This window comes from Sedimenticola selenatireducens, assembly GCF_963675335.2.
Classification (GTDB): domain Bacteria; phylum Pseudomonadota; class Gammaproteobacteria; order Chromatiales; family Chromatiaceae; genus Sedimenticola; species Sedimenticola selenatireducens.
On the sequence record NZ_CAXXYC010000001.1, the window covers coordinates 530447 to 549069 of the forward strand.

The following is an 18623-nucleotide window of genomic DNA, read 5'->3' on the forward strand; positions in this document are numbered from 1 at the left end:
GCCAAAAGACATGAAGCTGATGACAAGTGATACTAGTGTTACTGCCATTAATAATTTGTTTATGGGTTTCATCTCTATTCTCCTGTTAATCGGGTTATTGATTAGCACGGTTTTAGCGTAAGACACCCGACCTGAAGACACGCTGATACGGAATTTAAGCGATGGTTAAGGTTCGATTAGAAGCAGCGAACCAGAATTTGTTACGGAGATTAAGTACGCCGGAATGCCTAGCGCATCTCGAACGCCTCCTGATGAAAACGTACTCGGCCAGCGAAAGCTTGCAGCCCATTACGCAGGGCATCGGCAAAACCGCGCGGACCGCAGAACCACACCTCCGCCCGTCTTGTCTCGTTCAGCTCTGCTGCCAGTGTGTCGGCATTTAGCGGGCCGCTGTGCTTGTCGTACACATGCAACTGCACCTTGGGCAGAGTCGCACACAGACTTTGCAGGCGTTCGACGAACGGGTCGGCCTCACGGTCACGCACACTGTAATGCAAGTCGGCAGAGACCTCGGTGGCCTGCTCACCCTGCAGCGACTCGAGCCAGGCAATGAACGGGGTGATGCCGATGCCGCCCGCCACCCAGATCTGGCGGGCGCGATTGTTGGTACGGGATAGTTCGAAGCGGCCGTAAGGCCCTTCGACCTCCACCGGGCTACCCTCGGCAAGTTTACGGGCCAGGCTGCGGGTATAGTCACCGAGTGCCTTGATGGCGAAGGTGACGGTATGGTCGCCACGGTCGGCACTGGCGATGGTGAAGGGGTGAGCGCCCTCGCCAGCGTCGAAGGTCACGAAGGCAAACTGACCGGGCTGGTGACCGTGCCATTTTCCGTCAAGGCGACAGCTCACCTCGATGATATCGGGGCTCTGACTGCGCACTGCGACCACAGAGCCGGTTGCGCGACGCTTACGGCCGATGCGACCGGTTAGCGACTGCACACTGGCGATGCTGCCGGCGGTGAACAGCACGGCGAGCAGCAGCCCGATGGGCTGACTCCAGTAAGCGGCTGGGGCGAGCACCACCGAATGGAAAACCAGCAGCAGATAGAGTACCGGCATCGCCCGGTGCAACGGCCGCCACAGGCGGTATGAGAACTGCTTCCACAGGGTCAGTGCGAGCAGCGCCAGCAGCACATAGAAGGCCCATTCGCCCAGCGCCTCGCCCAGGTCGCGCAGCGGTTCGGCGAAGGCCGAAAGCTCATCTTCCTTGATGCGGCCGCCGCGGCCGGCCAGCGCCTTGAACAGATCGTCCGACATCTCCAGCAGCCAGTGTGAGGTGGCAAAGACGACGGCTAGGATGCCACTCCATTTGTGCAAACGATAGATACGGTCCATGCCGCCGAGCGGTTGTTCCAGCCAGGTGGGGCGGGTGGAGAGCACCATCGCCAGCGACATCAGGGCGATGGAAAACAGGCCGGTCAGGAAGAGACTCTCAAGGTAGATGGTCCACGGCAGGGAGCCTGCCGCCGTGTGATCGGGTGAGAGCATCTCGACGCCCCAGGCAAGGGCAACGATGGCAACCAAACCGGCAAGGATAGTCTTCATGATTAAATCTCCCATGGAGCGGTGTTGTCTGGTGGTCGAAGGAGCGACCGTGGGTGCAGTATGAGATAGGCAGCTGAATTAAAACTGAAAACACGCTTTCCAGGTGAAGGAAATATTGCCCCGCTTTAAACCTGTTATTGGGCGGTTAGTTGAGTCCGGAACTCAATCAGTTGGCTCGTGCCCGGGTGCGCAAACTCAACCGGTGAATTCAGTCCTCCAGTGATGCAACTCTGCACCTGCTGTGACTTTCCATCGAGGCATCGGGGCGTTTGATCGGGAGCATATAGGCCGGAAGGTGATGATAGGTATCTGCAAGGAGGGTGACTGATAGGGAGGGTCATGGTTACGTATCTTTTGAACCAAGGCGTTCCATAAGTGGGCTGAAACGGAGGGCGTGAGTGATGACACCTTGCGGGAGTTGGATGCGCTGTGTCTGCCACCAGTGAAAGAATTTACAGCAGCGCAGATCAAGTGTATCCAGATGCAAAACAATTCCAGTCAGACGGTGTTTGCCGCGTATCTGAACACCGGCAAGCCCAAGGCGCGGAAATGAGAACAGGGCCAGAAAAAGCCAGATGGGCCTTCCTTAAAACTGCGGAACCTGATCGTGGAAAAGGGCCCGGATGTGTTGATCCAGGGAAGGAACCCAGTTGCTAGAGGATTTTTTTTGAAGAAATTGCTGAGCATGGTGTTTTTCAGGGTATTGCCGCCAGCGCCAACAAGTAAGTCATTGATATTAAATCGTAAAAATGGCTTGTCTACAATTGAGTGGGAGTAGTCCAGATCTGTGTTTGGCCGCAGCCATGGATGGGGTCAGAAAGTGACGCCAAAATGTATAGATTCACAGTCAGCCGGTGCAAGGTCGGGCGAGATTTTGCGGTGATCGCGAGGCATATGCCTTGCTGCTGCTCGTGAAATACCTGTTGACCAGCGCGGAAAGGGGCGTTTATGCTTCCTATGGCTTATAGTCAACACAGGAGTCTTATATCCTGAGAAAGGCTGTGCGCTCTTTATAGTTGGTGAAGCAAGCCGTTCAAGGTCGGCCAGCAATTTAAGTCGATGATCTCGCCGGTATCCCTAGCAAGTGCTGAGCGGTGGTATTGTGTCGTGACGTCAAGCCCAAGTGGATTATAGTGTAGTTCATGGACGCCTCCTTTAACCGCTGGTTCAGCGGAGTACCGGCTTTACCACTTTGAGGTATCCATCATTGATGGTAGCCCTTGTCGCTGTTTAAAAGGGGGGGGGGAATGTCATCTATACCTTGTCGCTCAGCGCGTCGAGTCCGACATAAACCATCCCGTCGCAGCGGATCACTTCCAGCGACCCGGCCGAGCTCACGGCGTTGTCGAGCTTATGACCCTAATAATCATAACTTGTGGTAATGGCGTTCAAATCAATTGACACTCCCGTAAGCAGAAACAGAAACAAAGGAGATTAATTTTCATGATCGCGAGCAACCCGTTTGCCGAGCTTTCGGCAGTCATTTCTCCTTCCATCATGCAGGGCTACGTCATCCTGATGGTCATTCTGGTCGTCGTTGGCACCATCCTTGACATGATGCACAAGAAAAGCGCCCAGTATTTTTTCGAAAATGCGAAAAAGTCAGAGAAAAATGCCAAGCGCACCCTGGCCGGTGGTGAAAAGGCATCGCTTGCGGTGCAGACAGTCGCTAACGAAGTACTGACCTCTTCGGAGTTCAAGAATCCCCGTCGCCGTGCCTCTCACCTGCTCACGATGTGGGGCTTCATTGTTTTTGTCATCAGTACGGCGGTGTTGATTTTCGGTTACGCAACGCAAGCCGATGCTGGTGTCTGGCCGATTCTCTGGCATCTGGGCGCGGCGTCTCTCGCCGTTGGCGGTTACTGGTTCTGGTTCGCTATCCGCGTAGACCTCTTTTCTGAAGGTGTGAAGTGGTACAACTTCAACGGACGCGGCGACATCTTTATTGTCGGCCTGCTTGCCACGTCGACCTTCGCCCTGCTCTGGTCATTCACCATGGGCGCCGGCGCACTGAATACGCTGTTCTTCGTACTGTTCATCGCGAGCGCCACGGTGCTCTTCGGCAGTGTCTACTGGTCCAAGTTCGCGCACATGTTCTTCAAGCCTGCCGCCGCTTTTCAAAAAAAGGTCATCATGGCGGATGGGTCGCGCGAAAATCTTCCCGACGATTACGATCTGACGGATCCCGCAGTGCAGAAACGGTATCCTGACATCCCTGAATACATGGGGACAAACCCGCCCAACATGGGACTCGGTATCAGCCGCGAACCTCCTCGTCACTACTAATTAATTTTCAAAAGTAAGGAGCCTCCAATGCCAACTTTTGTGTATATGACTCGTTGTGACGGTTGTGGTCATTGTGTCGATATCTGCCCTTCAGACATCATGCATATCGACAAGGTCACCCGTCGTGCCTACAACATCGAACCCAACATGTGCTGGGAGTGCTACTCCTGCGTCAAGGCCTGCCCGCATCAGGCGATCGACGTCCGGGGCTATGCGGATTTCGCCCCCCTGGGCCACTCGGTACGAGTGAAGCGCGACGAAGAGAAAGGCGTCATCGCCTGGCGCATCAAGTTCCGCAACGGCCAGAAAGACATGGATCTGCTGGCACCTATTACGACCAAACCCTGGGGTACCTGTATCCCCCAGCTGCGTGACGTGTCGGCTCCTACCAAGGAGCAGCGCGACAGCGAGCTGCTGTTCAACGAGCCCAAATATCTGCGACTCGATGATGGTGATATTCACACCCTCAAGTCCAATGGCCTGAAAATGAAAGCAGGGGTGTACTACTGATGGCTTACGAAACAATCGTCGAAGACAACATCGATATCCTGGTCTGCGGTGCGGGCCTTGGTGGTACCGGTGCCGCCTGGGAAGCCAGGTACTGGGGCCAGGACAAGAAGATAGTGATTGCCGAGAAGGCGAACATCGACCGTTCCGGTGCCGTGGCACAGGGCCTGTACGCCATCAACTGCTACATGGGCACCCGCTTTGGTGAGAACAACCCGGAGGATCACGTGCGGTATGCGCGTATCGACCTGATGGGTATGGTGCGTGAAGACCTGGCGTTTGATATGGCACGCCATGTCGACTCCGCCGTGCACCAGTTCGAGGAGTGGGGCCTGCCGCTGATGCGCGATCCCAAAACCGGCGCCTACCAGCGTGAAGGCCGTTGGCAGATCATGATCCATGGCGAGTCCTACAAGCCAATCGTCGCGGAAGCCGCAAAGAAGTCGGCTGACAAGGTATTCAACCGTATTTGCGTAACCCATCTGCTGATGGACGAGTCCAAGGAGAATCGTGTAGCCGGTGCTGTCGGCTTCAACGTGCGTACCGGAAATTACCACGTGTTCAAATCCAAGACGGTGATCGTCGCCGCCGGTGGCGCCTCCAACATCTACAAGCCCCGCTCGGTGGGAGAAGGTGCCGGCCGCGTCTGGTATGCGCCCTGGTCCTCGGGCTCGGCCTACGGGCTGCTGATTCGCGCTGGTGCCAAGATGACGCAGATGGAAAACCGCATCGTGCTGGCCCGTTTCAAGGATGGCTACGGTCCGGTGGGTGCATACTTCCTGCACCTCAAGACCTATACCCAGAACTGTCTGGGTGAAGAGTATGAATCCAAGTGGTGGCCGCAGCTTCAGGAGATGGTCGGTAAGGAGTATCTCGATCCGGAAGTTTCACACGCAACCCATCGACCCATCCCGACCTGCCTGCGTAACCATGCGCTTATCAGTGAGGTCAATGCCGGTCGCGGTCCGATTCACATGGTGACCATGGAAGCCTTCCAGGACCCGCATCTTGAAGAGATCGGCTGGCACAACTTCCTGGGCATGACCGTTGGTCAGGCGGTACTTTGGGCGGCTACCGACGTGGACCCGAAAAACGAAAACCCTGAACTGACTACTTCCGAGCCCTATGTGATGGGTTCTCACGCGACCGGTTGCGGCGCCTGGTGCTCGGGTCCCGAGGACGTATCACCCGATGAGTACTTCTGGGGCTACAATCGAATGACCACGGTCGAAGGTCTGTTCGGTGCCGGTGATGCCGTCGGTGGTACCCCGCACGCGTTCTCCTCGGGCTCGTTCACCGAGGGCCGTCTGGCCGCCAAGGCGGCCTGCAAGTATATCGACGACGGTAAGGCGGAAGGGATCGTGGTATCCCAGAAGCAGGTCGATGATCGCAGGGAAGAGATCTACAAGCCGATGGAGCACTACCGTATCTACCGCAACGAGATTACCGCCGGTTCGGTCAACCCCAACTATATCAACCCGCGCCAGGGCCTCGATCGTCTGCAGAAGCTGATGGACGAGTACGCCGGTGGTGCATCGGTCAACTACATGACCAACGAGAAGTTGCTGCATATCGGCCTCAAGAAACTCAAGATCATGGAAGAGGACCTGGAGAAGCTGGCTGCGGAGGATATTCACGAACTGCTGCGTGCCTGGGAGCTGAAGCATCGTGTTCTCACTTCCGAGGCGGTCATGCAGCATACCCTGTTCCGCAAGGAGACCCGTTGGCCCGGCTACTACTACCGTGGTGATGCGATGAAGCTGGATGACGAGAACTGGCATGTACTGACCGTATCCCGGCGCGACCCGGAAACAGGTGAATACACCATGGAGAAGGCGCCGTGTTATCACCTGGTTGATGATAACGGCGAATAGTCTACAAGAGTGACAGGCGGGGGATCTCTGCAACGCGTAGAGATCCCTCGGGTTCTGACCAGGGTGAAAAAGATCAACTGGTGTTAGTCTTTTTATTTTTACGACGAACTCGAAATACTGGCTCGGCAGGCGGATGCGTATGATGACCGAAGTACCCGAAAAGCCCCAAGACTTCAAAAATATCCTGGATCATAGCGACGACGAGCTTCAGAAGATCGCCCATCCCATGTGGGAAGAGCTGATTACCTATTCCAACAAGGGGCAGTACGGGAAATTCATCAGAAATTTTTCCTATAACCTGCTGTTCGGGCTCAACGAAGTTGAAGTGGGCAAGCAGTTCGCCAAGAGTGAGCTGACGCGGTCCCTGGACCCGAACTACGACTTCCTGGGTTTTATTCGTCGCGGGGAGCATGTCACATGCCTGTACCGTGTCAGGAGTATCAAAAAAGAGGGAGAGTGGCTGGGTCGTATGGTGCTCGGCTACGAGGATGGCGCAGTAAAAATCTTCGGGGCTTCCATCTTTTAACCTGTCGAGACGAGCATGACTGAGATTAGCAAGGACATCATCACGGACGGCAAATACGTCGAACTGAAATACAAGGTTATCGACGTCAAAACTGACACTGTTTTAACCGAAATAGAATATCCCCTGGGTTACGTACAGGGTGTCAATGAGGTGCTGGCCCCTGCAGTCATGCAGGAGCTCGCGGGTAAGGCGGCGGGCGATACGATCGAAGTACCGATCGACTGTAGCCAGCTCTATGGCCCCAGGGACGAATCCCTGGTCATTACTGAAAACATCAAAAACGTACCGAAGGAATACCGCGAAGTCGGTACGGCCATCCTGATGGAGAACGACAAGGGGCAGACCAAGAGTTTCCTGGTGACGCGCATCGCCGGCGACTACATCACCATCGATGGCAACAATCCGCTTTGTGGTCGGGAAGTGATATTCAGGCTTGAGATACTGCTGGTTCGCGACGCCACTGACAAAGAGATCGAGTTCGGTGGCAAGATTGAAGAAGGGCCCGATCTGCCCGAGGGCACTCGGGTCCCGATCTGATGGCCGTTACGGCAGTCGGAAGCGTATAAGAAGGGCGTGAGTGGCTGCTGGATGGAGTGGCCGCGCGCCCATACCGGCGGGACGCGCGGCGCCTGGGGTCAGGGGCGCTTGGGTGTGGTGTATTTCTGTTCTTTCTGGAACGATTCCCAGATGGTGTCATAGCCCACATAACCCTTTTCATTTGCCTCTTTCTGACGGGTGGTCAGAAATCGCGACTTGCCCTCGGGAACCTTGGGCCTGGACTTGGGTGCATCACTCACAACCTACCTCCACTAAGCAGTAAAACGGGTGGCTTGAACATATTCGATGTCAGTCACTGTCGATCGGCTGACATTGTCGAATCCCAGATGATTCGCTTGCGCTAGAACTTTCGACGGGACGAACAAGCTCTTGGGCACGAGTCTATCCCAGCGTGCATCATTTGCCAATGATTATAGCTTTTGTCACATTTCCCCTCTCACTCAATCGGTCTGTCAGCGCACATTTGCGGAAAGTAACTTAGTACGTCACAGCATCTCTCTATGGAAGGAGATTGCTATTGATTCAGTTTTTTGCGAGCGCTGGCTAGGGGATAATTATCTGGAAGATAAAACCAGCAAGAAGATATCCTAAAGTCGAAGACCGACCGTTCCGGAAGCTGAAGATTATCGATGACGCGACCTGTGATCTCGATTTGTGGTCGCCTGCGAGCAATTGTTTTCAAAAGTTGAGAGGGAATCTGCCAGGGAAGCATTCGATCCGCGTTAACAAGCAATGGCGGCTGGTGTTTACATCGTCAGGCGAACGTGGTGAGGCCCGGGACATCCATCCGGATAACCACGACTATTGGTGAGGCAGGCCATGAATATTAAAAACAATAACCCGTCAGTGTCGGTGAAATGATTGCCAAGGAATTCCTCGTGCAAATGGCGCTGACTCAGGGACAATTGGCTGAAGCGATGGGAGTCAGTCGAAGCAACGCCCTGTTTACCGGGACTCAGCAATAGGCGTCGGATTTACCGAACGGGAGCCGCACCTAAGATTTTACATCAAAGGAAATCCTGAGACTGACTGTGTGACCGGTTTCTGCAAAGCGGGTTGTGTTCTGCAAAAAATGATCAGCTGATCAGTGTGCAGGCTCCTCCAACGCCAAGCGCAAGCCGCGGAAACGTTTGCGATACTGAGTCGGCGTCATACCGATCTTACGACGAAACAGGCGCCCGAAAAACGCCGCGTCCTCATAGCCGACCTCCTGTGCAACCGCTTCAATGGGCTCATTGCCGCTTTCCAGTAGTTGCTTGGCCTCTTCGAGGCGCAAGGTATGCACGTATTCGATAGGCGCCAACCCCGTCGCCTGCTTGAAGCGGCGATGGAAGCTGCGCTCCGGCATCTCCGCGAGCCGGATCATTGCTGCGACCGGAGATGGCTGATCGTAGTGCTCTGCGGCCCAGCCCTGGCAACGCGCGATCACCGCGTCTTCAACCTGGCAACTGCGCGCCAGCGCCGCGAAGGGCAGTTGTCCCACATCGTGCCAGTCGATCAGAAACAGCTTGGCGACATGTATCGCCTCCTCCACACTAACGAGCCGTGCAATCAGGTACAGCGTCAGATCCTCCCACGAAGTACCGCCCCCGGCCATGATAAGCCGCCCGCCCGTTCCACTGACCACCAGTGCCCGGTGGGGGAAAACCCGCACGCCGGGGTAGCGCGCCAGGGCGTCGCAGTAGGCCCAGTGGGTGGTCGCTTCTTCACCGTTCAGCAGACCGGTCTCGGCCAGTATCATCGCGCCCGAGCATGCCGTGGCGACAATGGCGCCAGCGTGGTAACAGTGGCGTAGCCAGTCGATCTCCGCCCGGTGCGAATCCGTCAATACCGTATCGGGCGCCACCGCGACCTCGGGTACGCAGACCACGTCAGGAATCGTATCGGCGCCATCGTCCGGCACAATATGAACGCCGTTGGCGATCACCATCGGGCCGGTCCCTCTTAGGGAAACCACGCGAGGATCAAGCGCCGATTCGGCCGCCCGGCCTTCCACCAGGCCGGCCCAGTCACGCCCGGCGGATGCGAGCACATCGTACATACCGTACAGCGTAGAGGCGGCAACTTCGGGGATGGCCATCAGGGCGATTCGTGGTTTTCGAGGCATCATGGCGGAAATGACCGTATTTCGTCTTTTTCCACTTCAGTGTAGCGCAGCGGTTGCCCTCAGACTATGCGCTAACCCGGGCCAACAGCCTGATGAGCAGAGGAGACAATCATGAGCACAGTTCAACAGCAACAACCGATTAGCGATTTTGATACTACCCGTGCAGCTGACTTCGAGGAACGTTACGTCAAGGCCCTCAATGAAGGCGGTATGTTGCAGCTCGTCTCCCTGGGGCATCGCTGCGGACTGCTGAACAGGCTGGCGGACGGTGAGCCGGTCACGAGCAGCGAACTCGCCCACCGCAGCAAACTCGATGAGCGTTATGTGCGCGAATGGTTGGGCGGCCTTACTGCAGCTGGTGTAGTGGAACACGATCCCGATACCATGACCTACCGCTTGCCAGCAGAATACGCTGTCATACTCAGTGACCAGGGCGATGCAAACCTGGCCGTCTTTGCCCAGTACCTGCCGTTGCTGGGGCAGGTCGAAGACGATGTACTCGACTGCTTTCACCATGGCGGCGGAGTACCCTACGCACGCTATCACCGCTTTCATGAAGTGATGGCGGAAGACAGCGGGCAGACCGTCCTGCCGGCGCTCTTTGACGCTATCCTGCCTCTGGCACCCGAATTGACCCAACGTCTTGAGTTGGGTATACGCGTACTCGACCTGGGGTGCGGCCGCGGCATGGCACTAATGAAAATGGCCGAGCGTTTTCCCACCAGTCGTTTTGTGGGTTACGACCTCTCCCAGGAAGCGATTGGCTGGGCAAGCGAGCGCGCCATCCAACTCGGGTTGAGCAATGTACAGTTTCAGGTGCGCGATCTAACTGATTTCGACCGCACCGCCGAACCCGCCTGTTTTGATTTTGTGGTGACGTTCGATGCCATTCACGACCAGGCAAAACCGCTTAATCTGCTGCGGGGCATACGTCGTACGCTGAAATCAAACGGCGTTTACCTGGCGCAGGACATTCATGCTTCCAGCCACCATCATCACGACCGCGGGCACCCACTGGGCACGCTGCTCTATACGATCTCTGTCATGCATTGCATGACCGTCTCGCTGGCGCAGGGTGGCGAAGGTCTGGGCACCATGTGGGGACGGGAGCGCGCCCGTGACTACTTTACCCGCGCCGGCTTTGGCGACATCGAGGTACACCAGTTGCCCCATGATGTGCAGAACGACTATTGGGTGTTGAGGCCATGATTTCGCACGATCTACCCAGATTACGGAGTACAATCATGAAATCAAACCGTTATCAATTGTGATTACTCTTCTAGCGGAAAGCATAACGAGTACAGCAACTTCCGAGACCCCGGACAACCAGGACGAATATTCTGTTACTAACGGGGTCCATCTGGCCAGGTTTAACCAGATTGAATCGCTCCGACTTTACCGGAGTGTCTATTTGTTTGAAGGATGGAGTGATGAACAAGATGGCGAGATACTCCCTGAGATACGGGGCCGGTCGGTGTGGCTGGTCTTCGAACATCAGGCAGACTATGACTCGCAGTGGGCGGGCATTGAATCCATCGCGGAGAAGATTCGCTGCGTGGCCGACACCAGCGGAAGGGCGTCGGCGTCCTGGGAGTCCGCGGAGGCATTTATATATTTACTGGCAGGCCAGTCGAGTGAGATCGAGCAAAAGTATAGGTTGCAGCGGGTAACCTATTCATCCTTTATATCCAGCACGCGATGGCTCTCATTGAGAATGAAGTCAAGAAAGGTCTGGGCTACCAGTGACAGCTTGCGGCCTTTCAGATGAACGGCGTACCAGCGCCGTTTCAGGGGGAATCCCTGCACATCAAGCACGATTAGTTTTTCCGCCTGACGTTCCAGTTGCACACTGTGCAGGGATAACACGGCGATCCCCAGGCCGGCCATCACGGCCTGTTTAAGCGCCTCACTGCTGCCGAGTTCCATGTAGGGGTCGATCTTGAGTCCCTTCTCTTCCAGCAGTTGATCGAAGACGAAGCGTGTCCCTGAGCCAATTTCACGCTTGAGGAATCGCTCTTTGGTTAACTGTTTCAAGGTGATGTTTTTCTTGTTTGCCAGGGGGTGACCGGCCGGGGCGACAATGCCCAGGATATTGTTCAGGAAGGGGTAGGTGGTCAGGTTGTCATCCTGCGGTATCTGTCCCATCACCACAAAATCATCGTCGTTGTTCATCAGGCGCTCGATCACCCGGGCGCGGTTGGTGAACTTCAGCTTCGGTTCGACCTCCGGATACTGCTGCAGGAACATGCCCAGCAGATGCGGCATGAAATATTTGGCAGTGGTGACCACGGAGACCTGAAGCGGGCCTTTGACGACGCCCTTCAGATCATCAACGGTTCGGTTCAACTCCTCGATTCTTGCCAGGATGTCGACGCAGGCCTGGTAGACCACATCGCCTGCGGTGGTGGAAAAAATCTTTTTTCCCACCTGTTCAAGCAGGGGTACGCCTGCCTGTGACTCCAGTCGTTTGATCTGAATGGATACCGCAGGTTGTGTCAGGTGCAGCTCCTCTGCAGCCCGGGTGTAGCTGCCAAGCCGGGTGACCGCTTCAAATAATCTCAGTTGCTGGATTGTCAGGTGCATGGCTTCACCATTTACTTTTGTAAATCATAAATATAACCAAAAATAATTATTATTAATAGTCGGTGGTGACTATAGTGGCTCTCGAGTTCAGTTTGTCGCATCCCCTGGATCAGTGACAGCTGATTAAAGGGTTTGAATTTTGCCGCGCGGGGACCTGTATCCTCACGCCAATTTAGAAGTCACTGTTGAGGATAATTCAATGGCAAAAAAGTACGATGCTGGTGTTAAAGAGTACCGCGAAACATATTGGGATCCTAACTACACGCCCAAAGATACCGATATCCTGGCCTGCTTCAAGGTCACTCCCCAGGATGGTGTGCCCCGCGAAGAAGTCGCTGCCGCTGTCGCGGCTGAATCCTCTACCGGCACCTGGACCACGGTATGGACTGACCTGCTGACCGACCTGGATTACTACAAGGGTCGTGCCTACGCGATTGAGGATGTGCCGGGTGACGATACCTGCTTCTACGCCTTTATCGCTTACCCGATCGATCTCTTTGAAGAGGGCTCGGTGGTCAATGTTCTGACCTCGCTGGTCGGTAACGTGTTCGGCTTCAAGGCCCTGCGCGCCCTGCGCCTGGAGGACATCCGCTTTCCGATAGCCTACGTAATGACCTGTAATGGGCCTCCTCAGGGCATCCAGGTTGAGCGCGACCTGATGAATAAATACGGCCGCCCGCTGCTTGGCTGCACCATCAAACCCAAGCTGGGTCTGTCGGCGAAAAACTATGGCCGTGCCTGTTATGAAGGACTGCGTGGTGGTTTGGACTTTACCAAGGATGATGAGAACGTCAACTCCCAGCCGTTCATGCGCTGGAAGCATCGCTTCGATTTCGTTATGGAGGCGATCCAGAAAGCTGAAGCGGAGACCGGTGAGCGTAAGGGTCACTACCTGAATGTTACTGCACCCACGGCCGATGAGATGATGAAACGGGCGGAATACGCCAAGGAGATCGGTGCGCCGATTATCATGCATGACTACCTGACGGGTGGCCTGTCGGCCAACACCGGCCTGGCGCAGTGGTGCCGCGACAACGGCATGCTGCTGCACATCCACCGGGCGATGCATGCGGTACTCGATCGCAATCCCCACCACGGTATCCACTTCCGTGTATTGACCAAGATCCTGCGTCTGTCCGGTGGCGACCACCTGCACTCGGGAACGGTTGTCGGCAAGCTCGAAGGCGATCGCGACGCAACCCTGGGCTGGATCGACATCATGCGTGACTCCTTCATCAAGGAAGACCGCTCGCGGGGTATCTTCTTCGACCAGGACTGGGGCTCAATGCCCGGTGTGATGCCGGTGGCATCCGGTGGTATCCATGTGTGGCACATGCCGGCACTGGTGAGCATCTTCGGTGATGACTCCGTGCTGCAGTTCGGTGGCGGCACGCTGGGTCATCCCTGGGGCAACGCGGCAGGTGCCGCGGCCAACCGCGTGGCGGTCGAAGCCTGTGTGGAGGCTCGCAACCAGGGTCGTGAGCTTGAAAAAGAGGGCAAGGACATTCTTACCACAGCCGCCCGGCACAGTCCTGAGCTGGCCGCGGCAATGGAGACCTGGAAAGAGATCAAATTCGAATTTGATACCGTGGACAAGCTGGATGTTGCCCACAAGTAAGCGCATATCCGCTGCGCCTTCAACGAATTTGAAAACAGTTTTGGAGTAATTGAAATGAGCAATATGCAAGATTACAAGTCGAGCCTGAGCGACGCTTCCAGCCGCAAGTTTGAGACCTTCTCATACCTGCCGACGATGAACCCCGAGCAGATTCGGCAGCAGATCGAATACATTGTCAGTAAAGGCTGGAACCCGGGTATCGAACACTGTGAGCCGGAAAACGCGTTCCAGAACTACTGGTACATGTGGAAGCTGCCGATGTTTGGTGAAACCGACGTTGACGTCATCCTGGCCGAGTGCGAGGCCTGCCACAAGGCGCACCCGGGCAACCATGTACGTCTGATGGGCTTTGACAACTTCGCACAGTCTGCAGGTGCTTCAATGGTTATCTACCGCGGTCAGTCTGTTTAACCAGCTGAAGCGGCAGGTAAGTTTAAAGCCCCTGTCCGGCAGGTTGCGGGCAGGGGCTTTTTGACTCTTGAAGGGAGTAAAGCAAATGGCAAGACCCAATGCATATGTAGGTGTTGACAATGATCTGTTCGGCGGTATGACAACGATCGGAAAAACGATTCGTGATGCCTGGGTGTTCGGGTTGTTGCCGGAGAGCGAAACCTGTAGCGGCTGGAACCTGGCCGGCATTGACGCTTTATTGCAAAAGGTCAATTGCGAGTGGGACAAATACGGTTGCCTGGTCAGTAGACTGCCGAAAGATCTGTTTGATCGCCACCAGAAGATTCATGGCGAAGCCGTGAAAGTTGCCAGGGAGAGCGGCTGGAGTGGCGAGTTTGAGATAGACAACGAAAAATAACTGCATTGATAAAGCGAAACATCAATTTTGAAGGTGTGTCATGTCAGAGAATAGAGTAGATCCAGAGCAGTACATTATTAAGGATGAGCCTTATTATGAACCGGTGGCGGATGAAGTTGAGCGCTATGAGGCGGCCTACAGTGTTCGCATGCCGATGATGTTGAAGGGACCCACGGGATGTGGCAAGTCACGTTTTGTCGAGTACATGGCCCATAGACTGGGCCGGCCACTGATTACTGTTGCCTGTAACGAAGACATGACGGCCTCGGACCTGGTAGGGCGCTTCCTGCTGGATAAGGATGGAACCAAATGGCAGGACGGTCCATTGACAACCGCTGCGCGGATTGGCGCCATCTGTTATCTGGATGAGGTGGTAGAGGCGCGTCAGGACACCACGGTGGTTATTCATCCATTGACTGATCACCGGCGCAGTCTGCCGTTGGACAAGAAAGGTGAGTTGATCACGGCGCACCCCGATTTCCAGTTAGTGATTTCCTACAATCCCGGTTACCAGAGCCTGATGAAAGACCTTAAGCAGTCGACCAAGCAGCGCTTTGGTGGTTTGGACTTCGACTACCCTGCGGAAGCGATAGAGGTGACCATCGTGGCTAGGGAATCAGGTGTCGACAAGGCGACAGCAGAGAAGCTGGTACAGATTGCACATCGTGCGCGCAACCTGAAGGGACACGGTCTGGATGAAGGTATCTCCACCCGACTGCTGGTCTATGCCGGGCAGTTGATCGCAAAGGGTATTTCAGCGGACGCCGCCTGCAGCATGACCATGGTGACACCGTTGACCGATGATCCGGATATACGGGATACGTTAGGCGCCGCGGTACAGACTTTCTTTGGATAAGATAGATGAGCGCGGTATTGCCGAACAGTCTTAACCTCTAGCAGGTATTTAGGCTGGAAAAGTTGTCGATCCTTGCGCCAAGGGTATTTTATCTATGAGTATCAAGCTCGAAGATTACGAAGCGTTTCTGCAAGAAACGGCTCCGGTTGTACGCGATGTACTGGAGGGTACATTCCACGAGGCCGCGCGAATCATGTCGCCGGCCGGGCTGGAAGATTATATGGATGGAGCCCGGTCACTGTGCAACCTGGGGCGCGGTAGTGATCTGGTAGTCACCTATCTGCAGGAGATACCCCAGGTCGTCAAAGAGTGTGGCGAGGATATTATTCCGGACATACTCACGGCGGCGATGAAGTTGTCATCGATGACATCAGGAGAAGTGATCTCCCTGCTTTTCAGCAGTCTGCCCAGTGCCGCAAGAAATCTGGGTGATGCCGAGTTGCTGCGTGGCTATCTGACCTTTATTCACCAGCTTGCATCCACTGCGGCCCGCGGCCTGCGCCCGATGCTGAACCATATCGATGAGCTGTTATCGAAACTCACCCTGAGTGGTCTGCGTCGCTGGGCCAATTTTGGCGCCCAGGCCTACCGTCGTGACTTTGCCAATCTTACCTCCTATTTCAATCTCGAGTCGGCCGACTCCAGGGCGATGCTGCAGAAGGAGCGCCGGGGCGTCCTGCTGGGCAAGGTACAGCGGAAACTCAATTTTTATCTGCGTGCCCTGTGGGGGCGTGATTTTTTTCTGCGGCCATCCGGGGCGGACTATACCGACTTCAGGCCTTATATCGAGCATCGTATTCTGCATCTGCCGGACGCGGTGGATGATATCGGGACGGATGGCGAGAAACTTTCCGGTCTTGAACTGTTCCGCGCCACCGCGGCACATATGGCGGCACACATGTGCTATACGTCATCACCCATTTCGGCAGAGCAGTTGAGCCCGGCGCAGATGTTTTTTATCGGCTTGCTGGAAGATGCCCGGATTGAATACAAGGCGGTGAACGATTTCCCGGGATTGAGGCGTCTCTGGTCAGCGGTGTTGAAGGTGGCGGGCGATGAAACACCGGAGCATCCGACGATGCCCGTGCTGGAACATGTCGCGCTGATGCTGCTCGATGATTCGGTCACATCGGATGATGTGGAGTTGAACCGGTTTGTCGTGAATTTCCACAGTGAAATCGAGCAGCGCCAGGATGATAATCAGTTTTCCTGGCATATGGGGCTGGAGCTGTTCAACCTGTTCTCAAGCCGCAAGGCAGTGCCCAGTTTGCGTATCCTGGAACGCATTCGCATCCCTTACCGTGATGACAATCGCTATGTCTGGGAGTTTGAGGAGTTTGACTGGAATGCTGGATCGGAATATGTTCCGGCCAGCCAGCGGCAGGTGCGTAAAACCGTCAGCGTCATGGAAATGGCCAATGAGGTTGACTGTGAGCTGGCCGGTGATGATGCCCAGGAGATCTGGACCTGTGCTACCGAGATGCGCCCCTATGAAGATGATCTGACCGATAACACCAAAAGCTTCAACCAGATGTGGGGGAAGGAGCCGGTATCCGCTCCTTTTCACTATCCGGAGTGGGACTACCAGATTCAGTTGCATCGCCCGGACTGGGCAACCGTCTATGAGCGCCGGCAGCCGAAAGGTGATCCGGCGGAAATTGACCATATTCTTTCCGAGTACAAGCCGGTGGCACACCGCATCAAGCAGATTATCGATCTGTTGACGCCGGAGGGGGTGCAGCGGGTGCGTGGCCTGGAGGATGGCGATGAGATCGATATCAATGCGGCTGTTGATGCAATGATCTCGTTACGCATGGGTGAACAGCCGAACCCGCGCATTACCATGCGAAATGTGGTAAAGAGTCGTGATCTGTCCGTGGTCGTCCTGATGGATTTGTCGGAATCCACCAACGAGGCGATGGCGGGGTCGGATAAAAGCGTGTTGCAGCTGACCCGTGAGGCGGCAACCCTGGTGTCGACTGCCATCAACGGTATTGGTGATCCATTCGCCCTCCACGGTTTCGCCTCCGATGGGCGTCATGATGTGCAGTATTATCGTTTCAAGGATTTTAACCAGCACTTTGACGATGAGGCTAAAGCCCGGCTGTCGGGCATGAAAGGCGGGCTCTCCACTCGCATGGGTGCGGCGCTGCGCCATGCCGGTCATCATCTGTTGAAGCAGCCCGAGCGGCGAAAACTTATCCTGCTGGTGACCGATGGTGAGCCGGCGGATATCGATGAGCGCGATCCGCAACACCTGCGCCACGATACCAAAAAGGCGGTCGAGGAGTTATACGGCACGGGGGTACTCACCTATTGTCTTACCCTGGATCCCCATGCCGATGGATACGTAAAAAGGATATTTGGCGCAAACAACTACACCATTATCGATCATGTCGACAGGCTTCCAGAGAAGCTGCCGACACTGTTCGCAAGCTTGACATCGTAAGATCGGGTTGAGAAGGAGAGTGAACTCATATGGCACTGGTTAACATGCGTGACATGATCTATCACGCCTACAAGCACAATTATGCAGTGGGTGCCTTTGATCTCGTCAGTCTCGATTTTCTCGAGGCAGTTATTGGTGCTGCCGAGTCCTGCCGTGCATCGATAGTCCTGAGTATTGCCGAGCCCCATTTCGAGCATTATGACTATGAACTGTTGCTGCCGGCGGTTGAGGCGGCGGCCCAGCGTGCATCGGTACCGGTGGCTATTCAACTGGATCATGGCAGCAGCCTGGCATCGGCCATCAGTGCGATCAACCGGGGTTGCAACGGAGTGATGCTGGATGCCTCCCGTCAGGAGTTACCCGACAATATCACTACAACCCGCGCAGTGGTCGATATGGCTCATCGATGCGGTGTCCCTGTTACCGGTGAAGTGGGTTACGTTGCCGGTTATGAAGGTGAAGGGGCGCTGCTGCATCCCGGTGAAGCGGCCTTTACCGTGCCTGCGGAGGCGAAGGCCTATGTTGAACGCACGAATGTGGATTTTCTTGCCGTATCGATCGGTACCGTACAGGGGCGGATGAAGGGGCGGGCAAAGCTCGATTTCCAACGCCTCAAGTTGATCAACCAGGCGGTTGATGTCCCACTGGTGATTCATGGTGGCAGCGGATTGAATGAAGAACAGTTCAGAAAATTGCCCTCGATGGGTGTAGCCAAGATCAACTATTACACAGCGCTCTCCGATGTTGCTGCCGAAGCGATGCGCAGACGAACCAAGGCGAACCCCGATGGCAGCTTCATAGAGCTCAAACGGGATGTTAAGGAGGCTGTTGGCGAAGAGGTTGAGCGCTGCCTTCGTCTTTGGGGCTCTGCCGGTCGCGCTGCCGAGGTGCTGACCCAGTGTCGGCC

The 18623-nt window shown here is 55.4% G+C and carries 18 protein-coding genes; 14 read left to right on the plus strand and 4 right to left on the minus strand.

Annotated elements, in window-relative coordinates:
* Positions 1 to 227 precede the first annotated feature (227 nt).
* Positions 228 to 1544, minus strand: a complete 1317-nt coding sequence (locus ACHZBF_RS02500) for a ferredoxin reductase family protein (protein ID WP_321527560.1) — start codon at positions 1542 to 1544, stop codon at positions 228 to 230.
* A gap of 394 nt (positions 1545 to 1938) precedes the next feature.
* Between ACHZBF_RS02500 and ACHZBF_RS02505 the strand changes: the two genes are divergently transcribed.
* The 6 genes from ACHZBF_RS02505 to ACHZBF_RS02530 all read left to right on the plus strand — a co-directional run bounded on the left by ACHZBF_RS02505 (position 1939) and on the right by ACHZBF_RS02530 (position 7274).
* A complete protein-coding gene (locus ACHZBF_RS02505) occupies positions 1939 to 2097 on the plus strand; it encodes a hypothetical protein (RefSeq protein ID WP_321527561.1) in 159 nt (52 codons plus the stop codon).
* Positions 2098 to 3041: 944 nt separating this feature from the next.
* Positions 3042 to 3830, plus strand: a complete 789-nt coding sequence (locus tag ACHZBF_RS02510) for an adenylyl-sulfate reductase (protein WP_335342941.1) — start codon at positions 3042 to 3044, stop codon at positions 3828 to 3830.
* 27 nt (positions 3831 to 3857) lie between these two features.
* Positions 3858 to 4340, plus strand: coding sequence for an adenylyl-sulfate reductase subunit beta (aprB, locus tag ACHZBF_RS02515; protein WP_037375409.1), 483 nt, complete (start codon positions 3858 to 3860; stop codon positions 4338 to 4340).
* Positions 4340 to 6211 (plus strand): adenylyl-sulfate reductase subunit alpha, encoded by a 1872-nt coding sequence (gene aprA, locus ACHZBF_RS02520; protein WP_273441082.1) that lies wholly within the window; start codon positions 4340 to 4342, stop codon positions 6209 to 6211. Before aprB ends, aprA begins: the two co-directional genes overlap by 1 nt.
* Positions 6212 to 6353: 142 nt before the next feature.
* Entirely contained in the window at positions 6354 to 6737 is a 384-nt protein-coding gene (locus ACHZBF_RS02525) for a hypothetical protein (RefSeq protein WP_157606827.1), read from the plus strand.
* 15 nt (positions 6738 to 6752) lie between these two features.
* Positions 6753 to 7274, plus strand: a complete 522-nt coding sequence (locus ACHZBF_RS02530) for an FKBP-type peptidyl-prolyl cis-trans isomerase (protein ID WP_321527563.1) — start codon at positions 6753 to 6755, stop codon at positions 7272 to 7274.
* A gap of 98 nt (positions 7275 to 7372) precedes the next feature.
* Here the strand turns inward: ACHZBF_RS02530 and ACHZBF_RS02535 are convergent, their stop codons facing one another.
* A complete protein-coding gene (locus tag ACHZBF_RS02535; RefSeq protein WP_169720412.1) occupies positions 7373 to 7534 on the minus strand; it encodes a hypothetical protein in 162 nt (53 codons plus the stop codon).
* Between the two features lie 326 nt (positions 7535 to 7860).
* Between ACHZBF_RS02535 and ACHZBF_RS02540 the strand changes: the two genes are divergently transcribed.
* Positions 7861 to 8106, plus strand: coding sequence for a type II toxin-antitoxin system RelE/ParE family toxin (locus ACHZBF_RS02540; RefSeq protein ID WP_394707543.1), 246 nt, complete (start codon positions 7861 to 7863; stop codon positions 8104 to 8106).
* A gap of 273 nt (positions 8107 to 8379) precedes the next feature.
* On the opposite strand, the gene ACHZBF_RS02545 is transcribed toward ACHZBF_RS02540, so the two are convergent.
* Positions 8380 to 9375 carry a GlxA family transcriptional regulator gene (locus tag ACHZBF_RS02545; RefSeq protein ID WP_321527564.1) on the minus strand — a complete coding sequence of 332 codons (996 nt, stop codon included), beginning with the start codon at positions 9373 to 9375 and terminating at the stop codon, positions 8380 to 8382.
* Positions 9376 to 9513: 138 nt separating this feature from the next.
* On the opposite strand from ACHZBF_RS02545, the gene ACHZBF_RS02550 reads away from it, so the two are divergent.
* A complete protein-coding gene (locus ACHZBF_RS02550; RefSeq protein ID WP_321527565.1) occupies positions 9514 to 10611 on the plus strand; it encodes a class I SAM-dependent methyltransferase in 1098 nt (365 codons plus the stop codon).
* Between the two features lie 462 nt (positions 10612 to 11073).
* Here ACHZBF_RS02550 and ACHZBF_RS02555 read toward each other — a convergent pair whose 3' ends face one another.
* Positions 11074 to 11985 carry a LysR family transcriptional regulator gene (locus ACHZBF_RS02555; protein WP_037375406.1) on the minus strand — a complete coding sequence of 304 codons (912 nt, stop codon included), beginning with the start codon at positions 11983 to 11985 and terminating at the stop codon, positions 11074 to 11076.
* Positions 11986 to 12184: 199 nt separating this feature from the next.
* Here ACHZBF_RS02555 and ACHZBF_RS02560 point away from each other — a divergent pair, with 199 nt between their 5' ends.
* From ACHZBF_RS02560 to ACHZBF_RS02585, 6 genes are all read left to right on the plus strand, one after another.
* Positions 12185 to 13603, plus strand: coding sequence for a form I ribulose bisphosphate carboxylase large subunit (locus ACHZBF_RS02560; RefSeq protein ID WP_029133841.1), 1419 nt, complete (start codon positions 12185 to 12187; stop codon positions 13601 to 13603).
* Between the two features lie 54 nt (positions 13604 to 13657).
* Complete coding sequence (locus ACHZBF_RS02565) at positions 13658 to 14014, plus strand: ribulose bisphosphate carboxylase small subunit (RefSeq protein ID WP_029133840.1); 357 nt, start codon at positions 13658 to 13660, stop codon at positions 14012 to 14014.
* A gap of 85 nt (positions 14015 to 14099) precedes the next feature.
* A complete protein-coding gene (locus ACHZBF_RS02570) occupies positions 14100 to 14411 on the plus strand; it encodes a hypothetical protein (RefSeq protein WP_029133839.1) in 312 nt (103 codons plus the stop codon).
* 40 nt (positions 14412 to 14451) lie between these two features.
* Positions 14452 to 15267 carry a CbbQ/NirQ/NorQ/GpvN family protein gene (locus ACHZBF_RS02575; protein ID WP_321527566.1) on the plus strand — a complete coding sequence of 272 codons (816 nt, stop codon included), beginning with the start codon at positions 14452 to 14454 and terminating at the stop codon, positions 15265 to 15267.
* A 94-nt stretch (positions 15268 to 15361) separates the two neighbouring features.
* Positions 15362 to 17716 (plus strand): nitric oxide reductase activation protein NorD, encoded by a 2355-nt coding sequence (locus tag ACHZBF_RS02580; protein WP_321527567.1) that lies wholly within the window; start codon positions 15362 to 15364, stop codon positions 17714 to 17716.
* 29 nt (positions 17717 to 17745) lie between these two features.
* A partial coding sequence (locus ACHZBF_RS02585) for a class II fructose-bisphosphate aldolase (RefSeq protein WP_321527568.1) occupies positions 17746 to 18623 on the plus strand: 878 nt, incomplete at its 3' end.